The 19,358-nt window shown below is 34.6% G+C and carries 17 protein-coding genes and 1 pseudogene; all 18 read right to left on the reverse strand.

The window, feature by feature from the left end; all coding sequences use genetic code 11:
• Positions 1–253 precede the first annotated feature (253 nt).
• On the reverse strand, positions 254–1,105 hold the full coding sequence (locus MUA87_RS08275; protein ID WP_262550512.1) for a P-loop NTPase family protein: 852 nt from the start codon (positions 1,103–1,105) through the stop codon (positions 254–256).
• On the reverse strand, positions 1,102–1,419 hold the full coding sequence (gene cas2, locus MUA87_RS08280) for a CRISPR-associated endonuclease Cas2 (protein WP_002480613.1): 318 nt from the start codon (positions 1,417–1,419) through the stop codon (positions 1,102–1,104). Before cas2 ends, MUA87_RS08275 begins: the two co-directional genes overlap by 4 nt.
• 25 nt (positions 1,420–1,444) lie before the next feature.
• On the reverse strand, positions 1,445–2,320 hold the full coding sequence (gene cas1, locus MUA87_RS08285; protein ID WP_262550514.1) for a type II CRISPR-associated endonuclease Cas1: 876 nt from the start codon (positions 2,318–2,320) through the stop codon (positions 1,445–1,447).
• Positions 2,310–5,852 (reverse strand): annotated as a pseudogene (gene cas9, locus MUA87_RS08290) (type II CRISPR RNA-guided endonuclease Cas9); the annotation flags it as partial. The gene cas1 and the pseudogene cas9 (MUA87_RS08290), both read right to left, overlap by 11 nt.
• 37 nt (positions 5,853–5,889) lie before the next feature.
• Entirely contained in the window at positions 5,890–6,345 is a 456-nt protein-coding gene (gene cas9 / locus MUA87_RS08295; protein ID WP_262550516.1) for a type II CRISPR RNA-guided endonuclease Cas9, read from the reverse strand.
• A gap of 257 nt (positions 6,346–6,602) precedes the next feature.
• A complete protein-coding gene (locus MUA87_RS08300) occupies positions 6,603–7,520 on the reverse strand; it encodes an RluA family pseudouridine synthase (RefSeq protein ID WP_070626661.1) in 918 nt (305 codons plus the stop codon).
• Positions 7,521–7,532: 12 nt separating this feature from the next.
• Positions 7,533–8,015, reverse strand: coding sequence for a signal peptidase II (gene lspA, locus MUA87_RS08305; RefSeq protein ID WP_002480607.1), 483 nt, complete (start codon positions 8,013–8,015; stop codon positions 7,533–7,535).
• Between the two features lie 129 nt (positions 8,016–8,144).
• Entirely contained in the window at positions 8,145–8,630 is a 486-nt protein-coding gene (locus MUA87_RS08310; RefSeq protein ID WP_262550519.1) for a CHAP domain-containing protein, read from the reverse strand.
• Positions 8,631–8,636: 6 nt separating this feature from the next.
• On the reverse strand, positions 8,637–9,431 hold the full coding sequence (locus MUA87_RS08315) for a VOC family protein (protein ID WP_002480605.1): 795 nt from the start codon (positions 9,429–9,431) through the stop codon (positions 8,637–8,639).
• Positions 9,432–9,609: 178 nt separating this feature from the next.
• A complete protein-coding gene (gene ileS, locus MUA87_RS08320) occupies positions 9,610–12,357 on the reverse strand; it encodes an isoleucine--tRNA ligase (RefSeq protein WP_057511002.1) in 2,748 nt (915 codons plus the stop codon).
• Between the two features lie 234 nt (positions 12,358–12,591).
• Entirely contained in the window at positions 12,592–13,206 is a 615-nt protein-coding gene (locus tag MUA87_RS08325) for a DivIVA domain-containing protein (RefSeq protein ID WP_002480602.1), read from the reverse strand.
• 26 nt (positions 13,207–13,232) lie between these two features.
• Positions 13,233–14,006 carry a YlmH family RNA-binding protein gene (locus MUA87_RS08330; RefSeq protein ID WP_060803930.1) on the reverse strand — a complete coding sequence of 258 codons (774 nt, stop codon included), beginning with the start codon at positions 14,004–14,006 and terminating at the stop codon, positions 13,233–13,235.
• Between the two features lie 71 nt (positions 14,007–14,077).
• Positions 14,078–14,371 carry a YggT family protein gene (locus tag MUA87_RS08335; protein WP_002480600.1) on the reverse strand — a complete coding sequence of 98 codons (294 nt, stop codon included), beginning with the start codon at positions 14,369–14,371 and terminating at the stop codon, positions 14,078–14,080.
• Between the two features lie 11 nt (positions 14,372–14,382).
• Positions 14,383–14,985, reverse strand: a complete 603-nt coding sequence (locus MUA87_RS08340; protein WP_002480599.1) for a cell division protein SepF — start codon at positions 14,983–14,985, stop codon at positions 14,383–14,385.
• A gap of 5 nt (positions 14,986–14,990) precedes the next feature.
• Positions 14,991–15,665 carry a YggS family pyridoxal phosphate-dependent enzyme gene (locus tag MUA87_RS08345; protein ID WP_002480598.1) on the reverse strand — a complete coding sequence of 225 codons (675 nt, stop codon included), beginning with the start codon at positions 15,663–15,665 and terminating at the stop codon, positions 14,991–14,993.
• A gap of 19 nt (positions 15,666–15,684) precedes the next feature.
• Complete coding sequence (gene pgeF, locus MUA87_RS08350) at positions 15,685–16,473, reverse strand: peptidoglycan editing factor PgeF (protein WP_262550523.1); 789 nt, start codon at positions 16,471–16,473, stop codon at positions 15,685–15,687.
• Between the two features lie 222 nt (positions 16,474–16,695).
• A complete protein-coding gene (gene ftsZ / locus MUA87_RS08355; protein ID WP_002480596.1) occupies positions 16,696–17,862 on the reverse strand; it encodes a cell division protein FtsZ in 1,167 nt (388 codons plus the stop codon).
• Between the two features lie 29 nt (positions 17,863–17,891).
• Entirely contained in the window at positions 17,892–19,310 is a 1,419-nt protein-coding gene (gene ftsA, locus MUA87_RS08360) for a cell division protein FtsA (RefSeq protein WP_002480595.1), read from the reverse strand.
• Positions 19,311–19,358: the final 48 nt, after the last annotated feature.

Here is a 19,358-nt window from a genome sequence, read left to right on the forward strand (position 1 = left end):
AAAACGTCAGACAACAAAGCAAAAATCAAGATTACGTTTTACTTCATTCTAAAAGATCACAATTCTAAAACACATTGATGAAACGATTAATGGATGGCATGGTTTTACTTCATTCTAAAAGATCACAATTCTAAAACTTCATTACACGTTCAAAGTCTTCGTCACTTGTTTTACTTCATTCTAAAAGATCACAATTCTAAAACCTCAAACAACGAGAAATCAAGACTTTAGAGACCTTTATAATGACAGTAAACTAATATTTGTTCATAAATTGAATGAAGAACTCATCATCAAGATATGGATGTTGGCAAAATTCATGATAAGCTATCATTTTGCTTGTCTTATCCAAATCAGTTATTGATTCTTTTTCTTTAAACAACAATAACTCTTCTCTTATTTGTTTAGTATTCACCGGCTCTCCATTCATTTTAATATGCGCTAATGTATCAGACTCTATAATAAAATAAGGATGGCTCGTAACAATAATACTAAACATATTTAGAGTCTGCAGATATTTATTAAATGCCTTCATATCCGAAAGCCCTAAATGAGCTTCAGGGAATAACAAAACCAGCACATTTTCTTTTTCTGTTGATGTTAATGTGTCTATAAATAATTTGCGTTGCTCTATCGCATTTAAATCTTCTAAATCATTATGAAAATCTGGTTTAAACATGCCAAGCAACTTTTTCAAAACAATATTAGAGGATTGAAAGTCAACTTGATAACTTTCATTCTTTATTTCTAATGAGTTTAAGAAACTTTCTATCGTTGACTCTACCTTATTATATAATAAATTAGTCGTTTCTTCGTTAAAAATTTGTTGTTCGAAACGATGATATAATGCTTCTTTGAATATTTTACTATCAAAGAGGTTTATATCACCGCACGGAACAATAATTAAGTTTACTTTATTAGGTAATATTGTTTGATAATCATCTGCTACAAGTCTAACGTTTTCATCATAATTTTTAGATTTAGACTGACTATACTTTATAAGTCCCTCAGTTAAAGCATTCAATTTACTAGTATTCTGAAAAGAAATCACATTTAATCTTTGCTTTGCTATTTCAATCGGTTTATTAAATTCTCCAACTAATTTCATAATTCAAGAATTCTTTCTGTTGTATTTACATCATATTTCGTTCTAGGTTCGCCAACTAGATAGGTCATGTCTGAAAATTGTTTTTCAGTGACAATTAACGATTGCACAATTCCATGCGCAGGTAAGTTTTGTTTAAGCTTACTTATTTGATGGTTTAATGTACCTCTATTTAATATCAATTTACAATAAATTGAATATTGGCTTCTGACATATCCTTCATTCAACAAAAATTTAACAAACTTTCTATATTCACGTCGTTCTCTCGAAGTCTCAACAGGTAAATCAAACATAATAAAAAGTCTCAAGAATCTCATAATACTCCTTTCAAACACCCAATTTTTAGAAGTTAAAAACAGGCATCTTAATAAAGTTGATATCTCCACTTTCCAAGAATTTAAAAATTCCATCCAAATAAATTTCAATCGCATTAACTAAAAAGTAATTCTTTTTGTTTAACTTAACTTTCTCATTAAACATGTTTAAAATCGCTCTTTTTTCCTCTTTTTCAAATTTATCGTACACATTTTGTAGAACCAAAAAATCTACCAACGGTCTAAATACTTCCATAAAATCACACGCTAAGTTAAAAGGGTTAAATTCATTTTTATGTTTTATCCCTATCTCAGTTAAATAACCTTTACTAACAATAGTTCGCACAAATACAGCTAATAATACTTGATAGCCATAATCCAGTCCTGCATTCACAAATTCATCTGAATTTCTGGATACACCTGAATCTAAAATAATATTGAAATAAGACTTTGCGGCTAGTCCCTCTCTATTTGTACTATCATTTAATTTGGTTTCATGAACACAGTTATCAAAGAATGAGGTATCAATATTTCTATAAAAATATTGAATCACTTGTTTTTGTTTAGCAATTTTATTTTTTATAATCCTCTGCCAAAGTAATGATTTATATTCCTTATTCCAGTTCAATTGTTTAGCAATATGCCTAGATTGTTTGTGATGCCCATAAATTGGCACCACAAACGATGAAGGTAAATGTTTTTTATCGCATAAAAGCGTAATAATCTTATTTTCAGACAAGGCATTTAATAAATGTCCAGTAATAGAAACGCTTGGATTTTCTATCACCAAGCATAGAATTTCTTGGAGTGGAATTTTATACAATTCATCAGCTTTTACTATTAAATGATTCATTCTCAAGGACAACTTTGATTCTTTAGTAATTATGACAGTCCTAAAGCTCATTTTTAGACTCCGCTAATTTGAAAATAGATTTAGGTTTAGTTGTTTTTAAACCAGTAATGGATTTATATTGTATTTCAGCATTATTTTTAGTATCTATAAATGTGTTTGGCGTTTGTCCATTCCATCGTATCTTTAATTCTTTTGATCTCTCAGCTGAGACTTTAGTCATCTTCAAAACTTCTAATATAGATTGAGTCATTGAGTCGTTAGACTTTTCTGTTTTGTTAAACAGATTTTTTATTAAGTTAACCTTTCTATCTCTAGATTGTAATCCAATACTATTTCTGAACTCTTCAATAACTTTTTCTGCAAACTGATTATAAAACTCTACTTTTTCTTGTTCTGTCATATTATTATATGGACTTAATGCCTGTTTTATTTTACGTTGCATTGCGATATCAAACTCTAATTGTTTACCATTAATGCGTTCATATGCAGAAACAAATAAGAATGGATGTCCATTGACAAGAAGTGTATCGCCCTTATTAATACTAAATAGATATTGTACTTTTTTAATGTCTAATTTAGGAAATGCTTTTCGAACAATTTTCAATGCACGTGTATTCATATCTACATCAGCATTATTTACATATTCAAATACCGTTTCATTAAATACGCCGTAACCTATTAACTCCTGATCTTTTTTGACATAAATGTAGCTAACTACAATACCACGTTTATTTTTCATTTCTTTATAAACAGCTGTTTTACTTTTATCCGAGTCATACTGTGCAGTCGTATTTTTAGGAGAAAAAGCACTTTGTTTATAGAATGCACTTTCTGTGCTTTCTACTTTCCTTGAATAATTGAACTTAAAATTATCTAAGTCAAATATCAATTTAGAAATCATACCTTCCCCATGTTCATTAACATAGTTTTCCATACGCTTAAACAGGAAGAATTCTCTTTTCTTATTATTCTCAGTGAATTCACCCAATTGTCTCCATTTTTCACGCACTTTTTCCCACTTGAAGTTAAATTCAAATAGATTAACTTTAGGATAAAAGACACGAGCAGCTTGATATACGAAACCATTTAAATACGCATCTACCGCATGATGCCAATCGTTAAGTTGACGAATTTTAGGTATATCAAATTTACGTCTTAATTCAGAAACGACGTTTGCTTTCATAGGCACTACAGTTGTTGATGGATATTCTTCTGTTAAGAAGTCACTTACATGAGAAATAATCTGTCTTGTTTCAACAAGTTGTCTTTGAATAAAACCTTCTTTATCCAAATCATTAAATTCTTTCTTCATTAATTTTGAAAGCTTACTACTGCTAATTAGGTCATTTTCATATAGCATCTTCCAAAATGAAACAAGTACATGATTATCAAAAATTTCTAGCGGCATTTTATCGCCTGATTTTTTCTGGTTAGCGCTTTGTATAACAAGAACTTTATTGTTAATACTATCGTCCTTTACAAATGTTCTCGGTAAAATATGATCTATTTCATAGAGTTGATTATTCGTATCTGACATTAATCTTTCTAAATCTATCGGCTTCTTGGTATACATACATTTACCGTTTTGATGAATATAAAGCCATAATTTAGGATTAGAAAAATCTAAATCAGGATAAGCTTTTAGTTCTTCAAACAAACCTTCGAACTCTTTATTTCGTTTTAGGTTATTCTTTTTAACCAAATCATCCCAAAGTTCGCTACGTGACTTTTGGCGTTTACCTTTTGCTTGATCTTCTGTCGCAAATTCAATAATAATTTTCTCTGGTGCACCAAATAAATTGCTAATTTCTCTTACCATTTTTATCGCGTTCCAAATGCCCTTTTTAAGTGCAGGAGAAGTTCTTAATTCAGCAACATCTTTATAAGAAATTTTAGCATTTTTTACCTTATTACTATTTTTAATGAAACAATCAAATCCTAATGTTTTATCTGTGATAATTTCCATAAAGTTATTTTCTGTACTATACATCAAATCTATTAAAGAACGACCATTCACTTCTTTAGTTAGTAATTTTTCACTTAGTCTTCCCCATCCAGAATAATTCAGTTTAACAATTTGATTAAGTTGTTTCTCAGTAATATTTGGATACTTTTCACCAATTTTCTGTTTCAATATCGCTTTATCTTCAAAGATTGTAATCCATAAAACTAACTCTTCAATCATCTGTCTTTTGTTTTCAACAGAACCAAAAATAGCTTTCATATCATTATAAGTAGAGAGTTTTGACGCAAATTTAGAATCATTTTGCGTACCAAACACTTTTAATTTTTGACCACTTGTTTTGTTTAAAGTATTTCTATGTTCAGAGTTTTGTAGTAAAGTGATTAAATCTTTATGCGTGACATTCTTTTTCTTTTGGAACAGATTATGATAAATAAATTGTTTAACTTTAGGATCAAGTCTATGGATTCTATGCTTAGGTTCATTTTCTCCTCTAAGTTGCACATTATTAAGTTCATTGAGTACTTCCATCTCTTGGTATAACAGACTGTGTTTTGGTAATACATCTTCTTCTAACAAATAAGTGCACTTACTTGTCATACGTCTGATGAATTTTTCAGCACTCTTAGATTTATCAATAACTTTGTCAAAGTTCCATGGTAAAGTTTGTTCATCTGATTTACGAATCATCCATGCAAAATCAGATTGTCCATTTTTATTAGTGAGCGGACCTACATAATATGGAATTCTAAATGAAATTAAATTGATAACTTTACCAATCATCTCTTCAGTAATTTCAGGATAATATTTTTGTTGATTTCTAAGTATATTTTCCGCTTCAAACACATTATTTTGATACGGTATACTCGCATTATCCGTCGTATTTTGGACCACTAAGAACTTTTGTTCATCTATTAAATTTAAAACCTTAGTATATTCTTTAGGCACTATCCCTTTTAAGTCCTTCATCAATTTCGCATACTGATCTTTAGGATGAATGAGATATTGATCAAACTTAGATAGCTTCCCGAACGTTTTCGCATCAGGGTTTTCTTGATATGCCCTCATATCTTCTTTACTTGTCACGAAAAACTCATGATATTTATCATACTTATTTTGATAAACGATATCTTTAATTAACTTCAATTGATTTTTGAAAATCTTATAATCTCTCACTTTGGCTGCAGAGATACTTGTTGCACCTTTTAATATTCTGTCTAACATAATGCCCATAAAGAACGTATTAGCCGACTCAATAAAATTCAGTTGTTCATCTGTAAGAAACTCTGATAAATTTTCATAATAATCATCAGATAACGAAATTGCATCACTACCTGTAGCACTTTCTTTTATATCTTCTGCATTTTCCATATTTTCAAATAAAATACTTTGCTTAAATTTAAGGCCAACTAACATTTTAAATAGCTCTGCATGAGTTTTTGACACATTTCTCTTTAATTCTTTAGATTTATCATTTCTTGTTAACTGATCATCTTTTAAAGTATTGACAATCACTTTAATATCTTTATTGGAAATAGAGTCTTCATATAGATTAATACTTTGATATTGTTCTAACAGCTCTGATAGTTGTGCTTCATTATCAACAGTTTTCCCTTTATCAAAACTTAAATTATTAAATAAGAAATGGCCACGGTACTTAACTAAGTGGTAAAGCGCTAAAAAAAATTAATTCTGGTTCAAATTTCTTTTCGGGATGGTTCTGAATGTCTTGTTGTAAATGATAAATCGTAGGATAAGTTTTAGGGTTCTTCCCTAAAGTTTTTAAGACTTCAGATAAACTGCGATGTTTAAAATCCTCATTTGAATTTTTCCATTTATGCAAGTTTAATAATTGGTAATAATTAGGATTCTTTACTAATGGTGCTAAAACTTCCTGTAATAATCCAAGACGTTTTATTCTTCTATTTTTACGTCTTCTACTTGTTCTAAATCCACGCCTTTCAGCTGCTGTATCTGCACCTTCAAATGTAAGCACACCTATCGCATCTTTATCATGGTATTTTAAAATATTAAAATCTAAATCCATACAAGCATAACCAATACTTGCTGTTCCAATGTCTAAGCTAAGAATATATGGGTTTGTTTTCTTCATGTCATCACCTGTTGTCGTAATAATTTATATAAATTATCTCAAAATTCTTTTATTTTATAAAGTCCTATGTTAAGATGTAATAGAAGTTTACTTCATTCTAAAAGATCATAAATAAGTTAAAACAAGCTTAAAGCGAAAATGTAGCTTAAATGCTAACGTCTTACTGTGTCAGTAAGACTTTTTTTATGCAAAAAATCCCTTGAAACGAACACTTTCATTTCAAGGGATTTTCTATTAGATATTAAGTTTACTTTTATTTACGCATCTCTTGTACGAATATCTTCAAGGATTTCCTCAAAGTAATCTGGAAGAGGTGCTTTTCTTTCGATGTATTCACCAGTTACTGGATGTGTGAAGCCGATGACTCCTGCGTGTAAGGCTTGACCACCAATGTCCATTGTTTTTTTCGGTCCGTATTTTGGATCTCCGACTAATGGATAACCGATGTATTTCATATGTACACGAATTTGGTGTGTACGTCCTGTTTCAAGTTCACATTCTACTAATGTGTAGTTGTTAAAGTGTTCTAACACATTAAAGTGTGTAATCGCATCTTTACCGTCATCGACAACATCCATAGCTTGACGGTCTACTTTATTACGGCCGATTGGCGCATCGATTGTACCGTAGTCATGTGGAATATTACCATGAACTAATGCCGTATATTTACGCGTTACAGTTTTGTCCATTAACTGTTCCACTAAACCTCTATGCGCAATATCGTTTTTCGCAACCATTAATAAACCTGACGTATCTTTATCGATACGGTGGACAATACCAGGTCTGATTTCACCATTAATACCACTTAAATCTTTGATTTGGTACATTAAGCCATTTACAAGTGTCCCACTGTAATGACCTGGTGATGGATGCACAACCATACCTTTAGGTTTATAAACAATTGCCACATCTTCATCTTCATAATAAATGTCTAAGTCCAAATTTTCAGGTTGAATATCCGCTTCAACCGTCTCCTTCTCCGTCACTTGAACTTGATCATTCTTCTTCATTTTATAATTCGCCTTCACAACTTTTTGATTCACTTCAACTAAGCCTTCTTTAATCCAATCTTGGATTTGGCTACGTGACCAATCAGAGTTTTGTTCAGGCAAGAATTTATCTATACGTTGACCAACGTGTTCATCTTCTGTAATCTTAAAATCAAATTGAGTCATTTCAACACTCCTTTACTTCACTTTATTTTTCTTCGAATCAAACAACAACAAAATCAAAATTAAAATGACACCGACAGTCAAACTAGAATCCGCAACATTAAAAATTGGGAAATCATAACCGAAAATATACGTATCAATAAAATCGACCACTTCACCATTTTTCATACGATCGATGAAATTACCTAATGCACCAGCAAATAATAAACTGATTGCCATCTGCATCCAGAAATGACCTCTTGCTTCTTTAACGTAGAAATAAGTAAGTAACCCTAATACAATAATCGTAACTAAAAAGAAAAAGCCCATTTTGCCGCTGAGTATTCCCCAAGCAGCGCCTGTATTACGGTGAGAGGTAATGTTTAAAAATCCTGGAATGACTGAATATGAGTCACCTACTGACATTGTTTTAACAATATATGCTTTAGTAAATTGATCTAAAATCAGTACCGCTAAGGTCACAAATAACGTGGCACCGATGAAATATGATTTTCTCATGTCTTCCTCCTTGAAGCAGCCAGATAATCTATTGTGTCACCACAATGATGCATACTGACCTTTCACTTCTTCATAACAACATTGTATATTATAACAAATTGCCAGTAGAACAGATACTAAAATTATCAATTAAGCTTCTTTAGTATCTTGTGTCTTTGGATTCTCTTTTGGATGAATATAATGATAATTTTGAACTTGTTGTGGTTGAATCGTACGTGAAGTCACTTTATGAGGCGCAACGTAATTCATTTCAGTCACATATAATGAACCATCGTCATTCACATGTTCAATGTATGCGACATGACCTTCTTCACCTCTTGATGATTGTAAGAGTGATGAAGCTTTAGGTTGTTGATTCACTGTGTAACCCGCTTCTTCAGCTTTGTCTGCCCAGTACTTCGCATCTCCCCAACTTTTACCAATCATATTACCGTCATCTTTGACTTTCTCAAACACATAATCCGTACATTCTCCATCATCGTACGGATTAATTGCCATAGGATCAGGTTTCATCTGTTCTATATAATGTTCAATCTCATCTTGATGGTCGACTGCCACATATGTTGCTCCACCAAGGACGACCAACATAACACCTGCTGAAATTAGTTTTTTCAATGATTATCAAACTCCTAGATAATTAAATCGAAATGCGATACCGTCCGGTCCTTTTAGCCAAGTATGTGTCGTCTCTGGATAATGGAAATCTACTAATGTTAAACCATACGTATCATCATTTTCCATCCGCTGCATACTAGACATCCAATGATTGACAGCTAAAGTATGATGATAACCGTTTGATGACATAAAGAGTGATGATTTATTCACAAAAGAAGATTCTTCTAATCCAAAGTGTGCTAAGTAATAATCTTTCACTTCAGAAATACGTACCGTCTTCAAATGTAAATTACCAATCATACTGTCATCTGGAATACCTTGCCATCCATCACGTGAACGTAAGTTCATTAGTTTAGAGGCATATAAATGTCTTGTATCCATAATCACACGATTCTCTTTATCAAAATCCCAGGTTTCTTCCGGTTGGTCCGCATAAAATTCAAAGCCATTACCTTCAGGGTCTGTAAAATATAATGACGTACTGACATTATGTTCCGCACCATTTAACGGGATTTCATGTTCCGTTAAGTGTGCCATTAAATCCGCTAAATGCGCGTGCGAACCTAAGCGAATACCGATATGAAATAATCCTGCTTCTGATACTAATGGCTCTCTGCCATCATCTATTTGATGTAAGGTAATGCGATGTTTTGAATCTCCTACTTCATATTGAATAGAAGTATACGTTTCATTAATCACATTAAATCCTAATATCTCTTCATAAAAGTGTTTTAAGTTTTCTTTATCTCTCACATTTAACGTCACACCATTGACGTAATGTTTTTCTCCTAATTGACGCAATGCCGTCGCTCCTTTCTGTCTATTTTCATTGACGTTCCATAAGCGTATTACTCATTATACCGAGTTTTCGACTCAATTACTCAGGATTGGCTCACAGTCTATACATTGAAAAAAGCACTCTGAGGGTTAGTCAGAGTGCTTCATTTTTACTTTAATCTTTATTTTAACAATGTGTGACTTATAAAGTTTCTACAACTGCTTGGCAACGTGGGCATAAGTGATCTAAGCCGTTTGCTGAACCAAGTTCAGTGCTGTAGTTCCAGCATCTTTCACATTTTTCACCGTCAGCGTGAACAACTTTGATGTCGCCGTGATAGTATTCAGTACCATCTTCAACTTTATCTTCTACTTCCACTTGTGACACGATGAATAATTGTTGTAAGTTTTCAAAGTCTTTTAAGAAGCTAGTCGCATCGAAGTGTTCATTGCTTCCGATGATCACTTTCGCTTCTAATGATTTACCGATAACTTTGTCGTTACGTGCACTTTCTAAAGCACGGTTCACATCGTCACGCAATTTCATGAATGTGTTCCATTTTTCAAGTAATGCTGTGTCTGGTTCAACCACTTTAGGCATATTTGCTAAATGTACACTTTCTTCTTCTACGTGAGGGATATATGACCAAACTTCTTCAGCTGTATGCGCTAAGATTGGTGCTAATAATTTAGTCATGTCGACTAAGATTTGGTAAAGTACTGTCTGCATACTACGACGTTTTGGTGAATCTTGTTTTTCGATATACAAGATATCTTTACCGTAATCTAAGTAGAAGTTACTTAATTCAACGTTGATGAAGTTTTGAACTTCTTGATAGATGTTTAAGTAGTCGAAGTTATCGTAGTGTTTGATGATATTTGCTGTGAATTCACGTAAACGATTTAATAAATAACGATCGACTTCTAATAAGTCCGCTTCATCCAACGCATCTGTACTTGGATTAAAGTCATTAACATTACCTAACATGAAACGTAATGTGTTACGGATTTTACGGTAAACATCCGCAGTTTGTTTTAAGATTTCATCAGAAATACGTACGTCAGATAAGTAGTCTACACTGCTCACCCATAGACGTGCGATATCTGCACCTTTTTGTTTTACGATTTGATCAGGAACGATAACGTTACCTAATGATTTACTCATTTTCTTACCTTCTCCGTCCATTACGAAACCATGTGAAAGTAAGAATTTATATGGTGATTGGCCACGTGTCGCAACTGAAGTTGTGATAGAAGAGTTGAACCAACCACGATATTGGTCACTACCTTCTAAGTAAAGGTCAGCTGGGAATGACAATTCCGGACGTGTTTCTAATACACCACGGTGTGATGAACCTGAGTCGAACCATACGTCCATGATGTCTTCTTCTTTTGTGAATTCACCATTTGGACTGCCTGGATGTGTGAAGCCTTCAGGTAATAAGTCTTTCGCTTCACGGTCGAACCATACATTTGAACCATATTTTTCAAATAAGTTCGCTACATGATAGATGACTTCTTTATCCATGATGATGTCGCCATTTTCAGCGTAGAAGACTGGAAGTGGTACACCCCAAACACGTTGACGTGAGATAACCCATTCGCCACGGTCACGGATCATGTTGTAGATACGTGTTTTACCCCAGTCGACTTTGAAGTGTGTTTCTTCAATTGCGTCTAAGATATCTTGACGTACTTTACTGATTGAAGCGAACCATTGTGGTGTCGCACGGAAGATAACCGGTTTTTTCGTACGCCAGTCATGTGGGTAACTATGTGTGATGAATTGTAATTTTAATAAAGAACCATTTTCTTTAAGTAAGTCTGTGACAGCTTTATTTGCTTTGTCGTAGAACATACCTTCGAATTGGCCGCCTTCTTCAGTGAAGACCCCTTTATCATCTAATGGGCTGATAACAGGTAAACCATATTTTTGTCCGACAATATAGTCATCTTCCCCGTGTCCAGGTGCTGTATGAACCGCACCAGTACCAGCGTCAGTTGTAACGTGTAAGCCGTTGATAACTAATGATACACGATCAACAAATGGATGTTGTGTTTCAACATATTCTAATTCTTTACCTGTGAATGTTTTTTCAAGTTCGATTGCGTCTTTATCCCAATCTAATGCTTCAGCAACTTCTTCTACTAAGTCAGTACCTACAACATATTTTTCACCATTCACTTTATATTGACCATATTTCAATTCTGGGTGAACTGTAATCGCAACGTTTGAAGGTAATGTCCAAGGTGTAGTTGTCCAGATAATGAATTTCGCATCTTCATCTACAACACCTTTGCCGTCTTTAACGTCAAATGCCACATAGATAGATGGTGAACGTTTATCATGATATTCGATTTCCGCTTCAGCTAATGATGATTCACTTGATGGTGACCAGTAAACTGGTTTTTTACCTTTATAGATTAAACCACGGTCAGCCATTTCACCGAATAAACGGATTTGTGCTGCTTCATATTCAGGTTTTAATGTGATGTATGGATCGTTGAAGTCACCATTCACACCTAAACGTTTGAAGTCTTTCTTTTGAATATCGATTTGTTCTAAAGCGAATTCCTTACATAATTCACGGAATTCAGATACAGGCATTTCTTTACGCTTAACACCTTTTTTCGTTAATGCTTGTTCAATTGGTAAACCATGCGTATCCCAACCAGGAACATAAGGTGAATAGTAACCTTGCATTGATTTATAACGTACGATAAAGTCTTTTAAAATTTTATTTAAGGCATGTCCCATGTGTAAGTTACCGTTCGCATACGGTGGGCCATCATGTAAAATATAAGTTTCATTTCCCTTATTTTTTTCTAAGATTTTATGGTATAAATCTTGTTCATCCCATTGTTTTTGGATTTCTGGTTCTTTCTTTGGTAATCCCCCTCGCATTGGGAAGTCTGTTTTCGGCATCAATAGCGTTTCTTTGTAGTTCATTAATTTTCACTCCTTAAAATATAAAAAAGAACTCTAAGTTCAATTAACAGGGACGATTAACCGCGGTACCACCCTGATTAACTCAACTTAGAGTTCTCTTCATTCTTACCTATATGATTGGATAAAACAGTGATATAAGAATTAAACATATATTAGGCTCGCACCATCCCTAACTCGCTGTTATGTTGATATGTTCACTTAATTCTTACGCGTCTGTTTTACAAAATTCAATTATTATTTTTGTTCTTTATCTGTTTCGTTTTGTGCTGGTGTGCCTTCTTGAGCTTCAGCTTGTTGTGCTTGCGCTTGTTGTTTCTCTTGTTCAGTCACATCATTTTGATGTAAATGTTGGAAGTTTTCTTCTGTGACTTGTTGTGCATCTAAGTCATAGTTTAATAAGTAATCCCAATCATCATTCTTCAATAAATCTAACTGAGCTTCCACTAACATGCGGAAACGAGAACGGAAAATCTTAGATTGACGTTTCATATCTTCTGTTTGGAAAGATAAACGTCTTGCTTTTTCCACACCGTCATTCACAATACGATCTGCTTCTGCTTTTGCTTTCGCAATAATCGCTTCTGCTTCTTTTGTCGCAGCCATTTTTGTTTCTTGGCTTGCTGATTGTGCTTGAACTAAAGCGTCACTTACTGATTGTTGTACTTCTTTGTACGCTTTTAAGTTATTTTCTTTTTCTTCTACAACTGTTTCAAGTTGTTTTTTCTGTTCTTTTAAATGTTCAATTTCTTGACTGAGTTGGCTTAAATAATCAGCGACTTCAGTGGGTTCAAGGCCATTCTTAATTCTAGAAAATTCTTTGTTTTTAATTTCATTCGGTGTAAAAGACATCTTATATTGTCCTCCTTAATCATACACTATTTGAATAAAGTTTCATATACTATGCGCAGTTTGTCTTTCTTTGTTTTATGACCGATTTCAGTCACTCTCGCACGGCCATGTCCTTGTATCGACAGCAAATCTCCAGGTTCTAGTTGGAAATCTGGACGTTCAATAATTGTATGATTCACTTTGATACGTTTCTTTTCAATATATTGTTTCGCAATTGAACGTGATTTACGAATCATTTCCTTCAACACAACATCTAAGCGCATTGCGCTGACCGTTGCTTGATGGAGCGTCCAATCCTCTTTTGATTGTATCATATCTTCTAGTGGTACTTCATGCAGTTTGACCGGCACACCCTTGATTCGCTTTAATTCCAACATTATATACGATTTAATATTCTTTGTCAAAATAAACTGAATTTTATCGCCTACAATAATATCGCCGAGCTGATCGCGTTCAATACTGAGTGACATCAACGTTCCAAGCACGTTACGATGATCAATTGACGCAAACTTTTCAGGATACTCTAAATCAAACAGCACCAGCTCAAAATCTTCTTCAGTCGGTTCAAAGTAATCTGGCGCAATCACTGCACGCTTACGTTCACTAGATGGACTGCCGCCATTAAATGAAACCTGTAAATCATCGAAACTATTGACGATGACTTCTAAAATATATTGTGCTCTTGGATCTAGAAAGTGTGTTAACACCGGCGCATAATTGCGTTCTGCTTGTTGTACTTTATCCATCAACATTGTGATGATAGGTTGTTCTTCTCTTCTAAAGTGTTGATATATATCTATGTGAATTCACCCCTGACAAAAGAAAAAGGCAGCCTAATTCCAATGAAATTCGGCATACCTTTCATGATTTATTAAACTAATTGTTGCAGAATCAGCACGAAGATCGCATGTAAGCCTCTTTGGAAGAATATCAACACAAAGATAGCGGCTAAACTTGAAATATCAATCATACCGATTGGCGGGATAATTTTACGAAACGGTGCTAAAAACGGTTCGTAAATCTTACGTAGGAAACGTCCAAATGCAGAACCTTGCGCATTCGGTATCCATGACATAAAGAAGTATAAAATCATACCCCAGTAATACACTGTCAACAATATCTCTATCGCATTAAATAAGAGCGCTAAAACATTAACTAAACTCATAGCTGGTTACCTCATTCATAATCAAATTCAGACGTATCAATATCTTCTGTAATACTGCCAGCTACTTCTACGTTATCTGGTGTACATAAGAAAATATCATTACCGACACGTTGGATGTCTCCGCCGATTGCGTATACTGTTCCGCTTAAGAAATCAATAATACGTTTCGCAGAAACATTGTCAATACGTTGTAAATTGACGAGTGTCGCACGTCTATTCTTCAACTCATCCGCAATATCTTGCGTATCTGAGAAGACACGTGGCTCGAATAAACACATTTTTGAACTTTCGTGCAAGTTCCCAGCGTTCATATTGACTACATTTCTTGAAGGGTCATTGTTTGTGTGATTAGCCATTTGATACTTCCTTTCATTGGAAGACGTCTGCAATCGATTGCTTTGTGTTTGACGTTTAGGGACAGTCTTAATTGCACGCTGTCTTTCATTATAATAATTATTATTGTTTGTTGATTGCGTTTGCTGCGCTGTTGTAGTAGCTTGTGTTTGAGGTTCTGGTTCAGCTTGTGCAGTATTTTTTGTAGGTTGCTGACGATCAGCAACTTCCTCTTCTTCTTCTATGACAAAAAAATTGTTAAATAGGTCTTTTAAAGCCAATTGGCTCACTCCTCTTTCCCTACTAGTTTAGTACCGATTCGTACGAAGGTTGCGCCTTCTTCTGCAGCAATTTCATAATCATTACTCATGCCCATAGATAATTCAGTGCATGGCGCATAATCTAATTGTTTTGCTTGAATTTCATCACGTTTATGTCTTAATGTTTCAAAAATCTGTCTAATTTCTGCTTCATCTTCTGTATAAGGTGCCATTGTCATCAGACCCACGACTTGAATGTTCTCATATTGTTCAAGTAATTCGATAAATGCATCTACTTCTTCTAAAGCAAGACCATGTTTACTTTCTTCTTCAGAAACATTCACTTGAACAAAACATTTAACGACATGTGATGCGCGTTTATTGATTTCTTTCGCTAAACTTTTACGGTCTAATGCATGTAAGTAATCAATGTCATCGATAACTTCTTTGACTTTACGTGATTGCAATGTACCGATAAAGTGCATTACCACGTCATCTGGCAATGCTTCTCGCTTAGCTTGGAAACCTTCTAAACGATTTTCCCCAAAATGTCTGATGCCAGCATCATATGCTTCTTTAGCTCGCTCTATTGTAACATATTTTGTTACAGCAATCACGTTCGGTCTGGTGTCACGATGGACTTTCTCAAGACTTTTCGTAATATGTTCGTTGATTTGTTCTAGATTTTGTTTCACATTCATTCCAATTACTCCTTACTTCTTACTGTCCGATAAATGCCAACATACGGCCAGTCTTACTTTTTTCTACCCTATATGAAAAGAATAAGTCCAAATTCTCAGAAGTCGCATAATCTGTTACGTCAATATTTTCACTCGGTACACCTGCTTGGATGAGTAATTGACGATTCGCTTCTTTTAAATCGATGCCATGACGATCTTCGCCACGTGTGTCAATAAATGTTGATGTATCAACAGGTAAGGCTTCAAATTGCGCTTTAATGTCATCATTAATTTCATAACTATTTGAAGTCGCAGGACCTATCACAACTTGCAGGTCTTTCAAATCAAAAATGATATGTTCTAAAATTTCTTCTGAAATACGGCCAACTGTACCTTTCCAACCTGCATGTGCTAATGCAATAAAATGATGTTTTGGACTATAGAAATAAACAGGTACACAATCGGCATAGCACATCGTTAATAATACATCTGAATCATATGAGTACATACCATCTACTCCATGCAAAGCATCTGTTAATGTATCAATGTTTGTATTCGCGTCATCTGATGTCACTTCAACGACATTTGTGCCATGTGTTTGAATCGGGAAAATCCATTGTTTTCTATCATAACCAATGGCATCAGCAATGATACGTTGATGGGCATGTACATTTTCAGCAGCATCATCGATATATAATGCCATATTAAACGCGTTTTCTGGATACGGACTCTGTCCACCTTCTCTGGTAGTGAATCCTAAAGTAATCCCTTCTGATTTCGCACCCGTATGTTCTAAATAATGTGGTTGTTTGCTAAAATTCTCTGGCATAATAATCTCTCCTATTTATAGATTGATGCCTTTTAAACTAGGTTGTCAATTTAATAGTAAAGCTAATTGCGCTTATATTCAAATATATAAAAAGTGTCATCAGATCAATCGATCTGATGACACTTTAGATTATTGTTCTCACTAGACCACTCGATGACCTGTTGCATCTAATCTTACGTGATACTATGGTTGATTGCTCAATGCAAACTTTATAGAAAGAGATTAACGTCTAGTTCTTCTTGAACGTCTTTCTTCTCTGTTTCTGATGAAGCTTGGAATATCATCTTCTTTAGTAGTGTGTGTTCTTGATTCGCTTGATGATTCAGAACTATGAGATCTTGGCGCATGACCGATACCTTCGTCGCTTGAAGCACTTGTGCTTGTTGCGCTAGATCCGAAACCTGTATTAGATTGTTTACGTGCATGAGTAGCTGGTTTGTCTTCGAAACCAGTCGCAATTACAGTAACTACGATTTCATCTTGTAATTCAGGGTTGATAACAGTACCGAAGATCATGTTTACATCTTCATCTGCTGCATCTTGTACAATGTCAGCCGCTTCTTGCGCTTCGAATAAAGATAATGATTCTCCGCCTGTAATGTTCATTAGGACACCTTGTGCACCAACGATTGATGTTTCAAGTAATGGAGAAGAAATAGCTTTTTTAGCTGCTTCAACTGCACGGTTTTCACCAGAAGAAACACCGATACCCATTAATGCAGAACCTTGGTTAGACATGATTGTCTTAACGTCTGCAAAGTCAAGGTTTACTTCACCAGATACTGCGATTAAGTCTGAGATACCTTGTACACCTTGGCGTAATACGTTATCCGCTTCTTTGAACGCTTCCATCATTGGCGTAGATTTGTCAACGATGTCTAATAAGCGGTCGTTTGGAATTACGATTAATGTATCAACAGCTGCTTTCATTGATTCTACCCCTGCAGCAGCTTGAGTTTGACGTTTACGTCCTTCGAAACTGAATGGGCGAGTTACAACACCAACTGTTAATGCACCCATTTCTTTCGCGATCTTAGCAACAACTGGTGCAGCACCTGTACCAGTACCGCCACCCATACCAGCAGTTACGAATACCATATCAGCGCCTTGGATAGCGTCTTCGATTTGCTCGCGAGATTCTTCTGCAGCTTTTTTACCAATTTCTGGGTTCGCGCCAGCACCTAAACCACGTGTTAATTTTTCACCGATTTGGATTCTGGACTCAGCTTTAGATAAATTTAATGCTTGACCGTCAGTGTTGATTGAAATAAATTCAACATTGTTCATTCCGTGGTCAATCATTCGGTTAACAGCGTTGTTACCTCCGCCGCCGACACCAATGACTTTTAACGTCGCTAAATGATTAAATCCTTGTTCAAATTCTAACATTTAAATTTCCTCCTAGTTTTAATGGGCAATCAATCAAATAGAGATTTCAATAATTTTTTAAATTTACTTTCTTCTTGTTTCTCATGAGATTGGTCTGAGTTATAATCAGTTTCTTGCTTAGTATTGTGTGTTTCTGGTGTTTCAGAAACTTCATCTGTTTCAATTGATTCACCTGAAGCAGGTGTTTCATGAGTCGGTTTAGCTTGTTTTTTCTTGAACCAGTCGAAACCGCTTGCTTTTTCAGTATGCGGCTTAGGTTCTGACTCGATTACTTCCTCTTCAAATTCTTCATTATCATGATTACTAATTGTAACATAATCTAATAATTCATCAAAAGTGATACTGCTAGAAATCGTTGAAATTGCAGATGAGAATTCAGGTTTTCTGATTCCCATTTGTGAAGGTGTATGTATTCTTACCTTCTCATTAACCATATCTTGCAATAATTCACGAACACCTAACAAGTTTGCTGAACCGCCTGTTACCACAAATCCGCCGTTGACTTTCGTCAATCCTAATTCTTGCAGTAAATCAAAGACATTAAAGAAGATTTCTTCTACACGTGCTTCGATAATATCTGCTAAATCTTTTTGCGTGAATTGTGCATCTTCATCACTATCGATTTGTTCAACTGAGAAAACATCTTGATCTGATGCTGAGTTATAGAATGCATGACCATATTGATGTTTCACTTTTTCTGCTGTCGCATAAGATGTGTTAAGGCCTTGCGCAACATCATCAGTGATATCACGTCCGCCCATTTCGAATGAATCAGCGTCAACTAACTCGCCGCGTTCGAAGAATGCTACTTGCGTTAAATCTTGGCCAATGTCAATCACACATGCGCCTAACTCTTTCTCAGTCGGCGTCAAGATTGAGCCATAGTTGTATGCATCAGAATAAACATCTAATACATCCACACCGCAAGCTTCTACACATTTAATCAAGTTGACAAGAATTGATTTTTGAATCGCAATAACACCTGATTCAACTTTTAACGAATGTCTTGCAATCAATTCTTTCGGATCAGAAACTTCGTTGTCGCCATCTACGATGAAACGAATTGGGAATGTATCCACCACTTCAGTTTCTTCAACGTCGTTTTTATCTCTGATGCCTTCTAACACAGTTTCAATGTGTCTTCCGTTTATTTCAGTATCTTCATAAAATTCGATTTCATTGGTTTCATCATAAACTTCAGTAGCGACAATCGGCAATTTCAAGAATACTTCTTTAATATCAACGCCTGACGCGATTGAAGCTTTCTTAATTGTATCTTTAACAGCTTGTTTAGCTAAATCGAAATCATCGATCAAGCCATTCTTAATTCCGCTTGTATAGGTTTGTCCTGTACCTATCACATTAATTCCATTATGAAATTTTTCGCCTACTATTGTTTTTACACTAGATGAACCAATATCTACACTTACATAGTAATGTTCCTCCATAGATAGGCACCTCCTGACAATTTCTTTAAAAAATACACTATAGTTAGT

Origin of the sequence: Staphylococcus simulans (assembly GCF_025561465.1) — a bacterium.
Taxonomy (GTDB): domain Bacteria; phylum Bacillota; class Bacilli; order Staphylococcales; family Staphylococcaceae; genus Staphylococcus; species Staphylococcus simulans.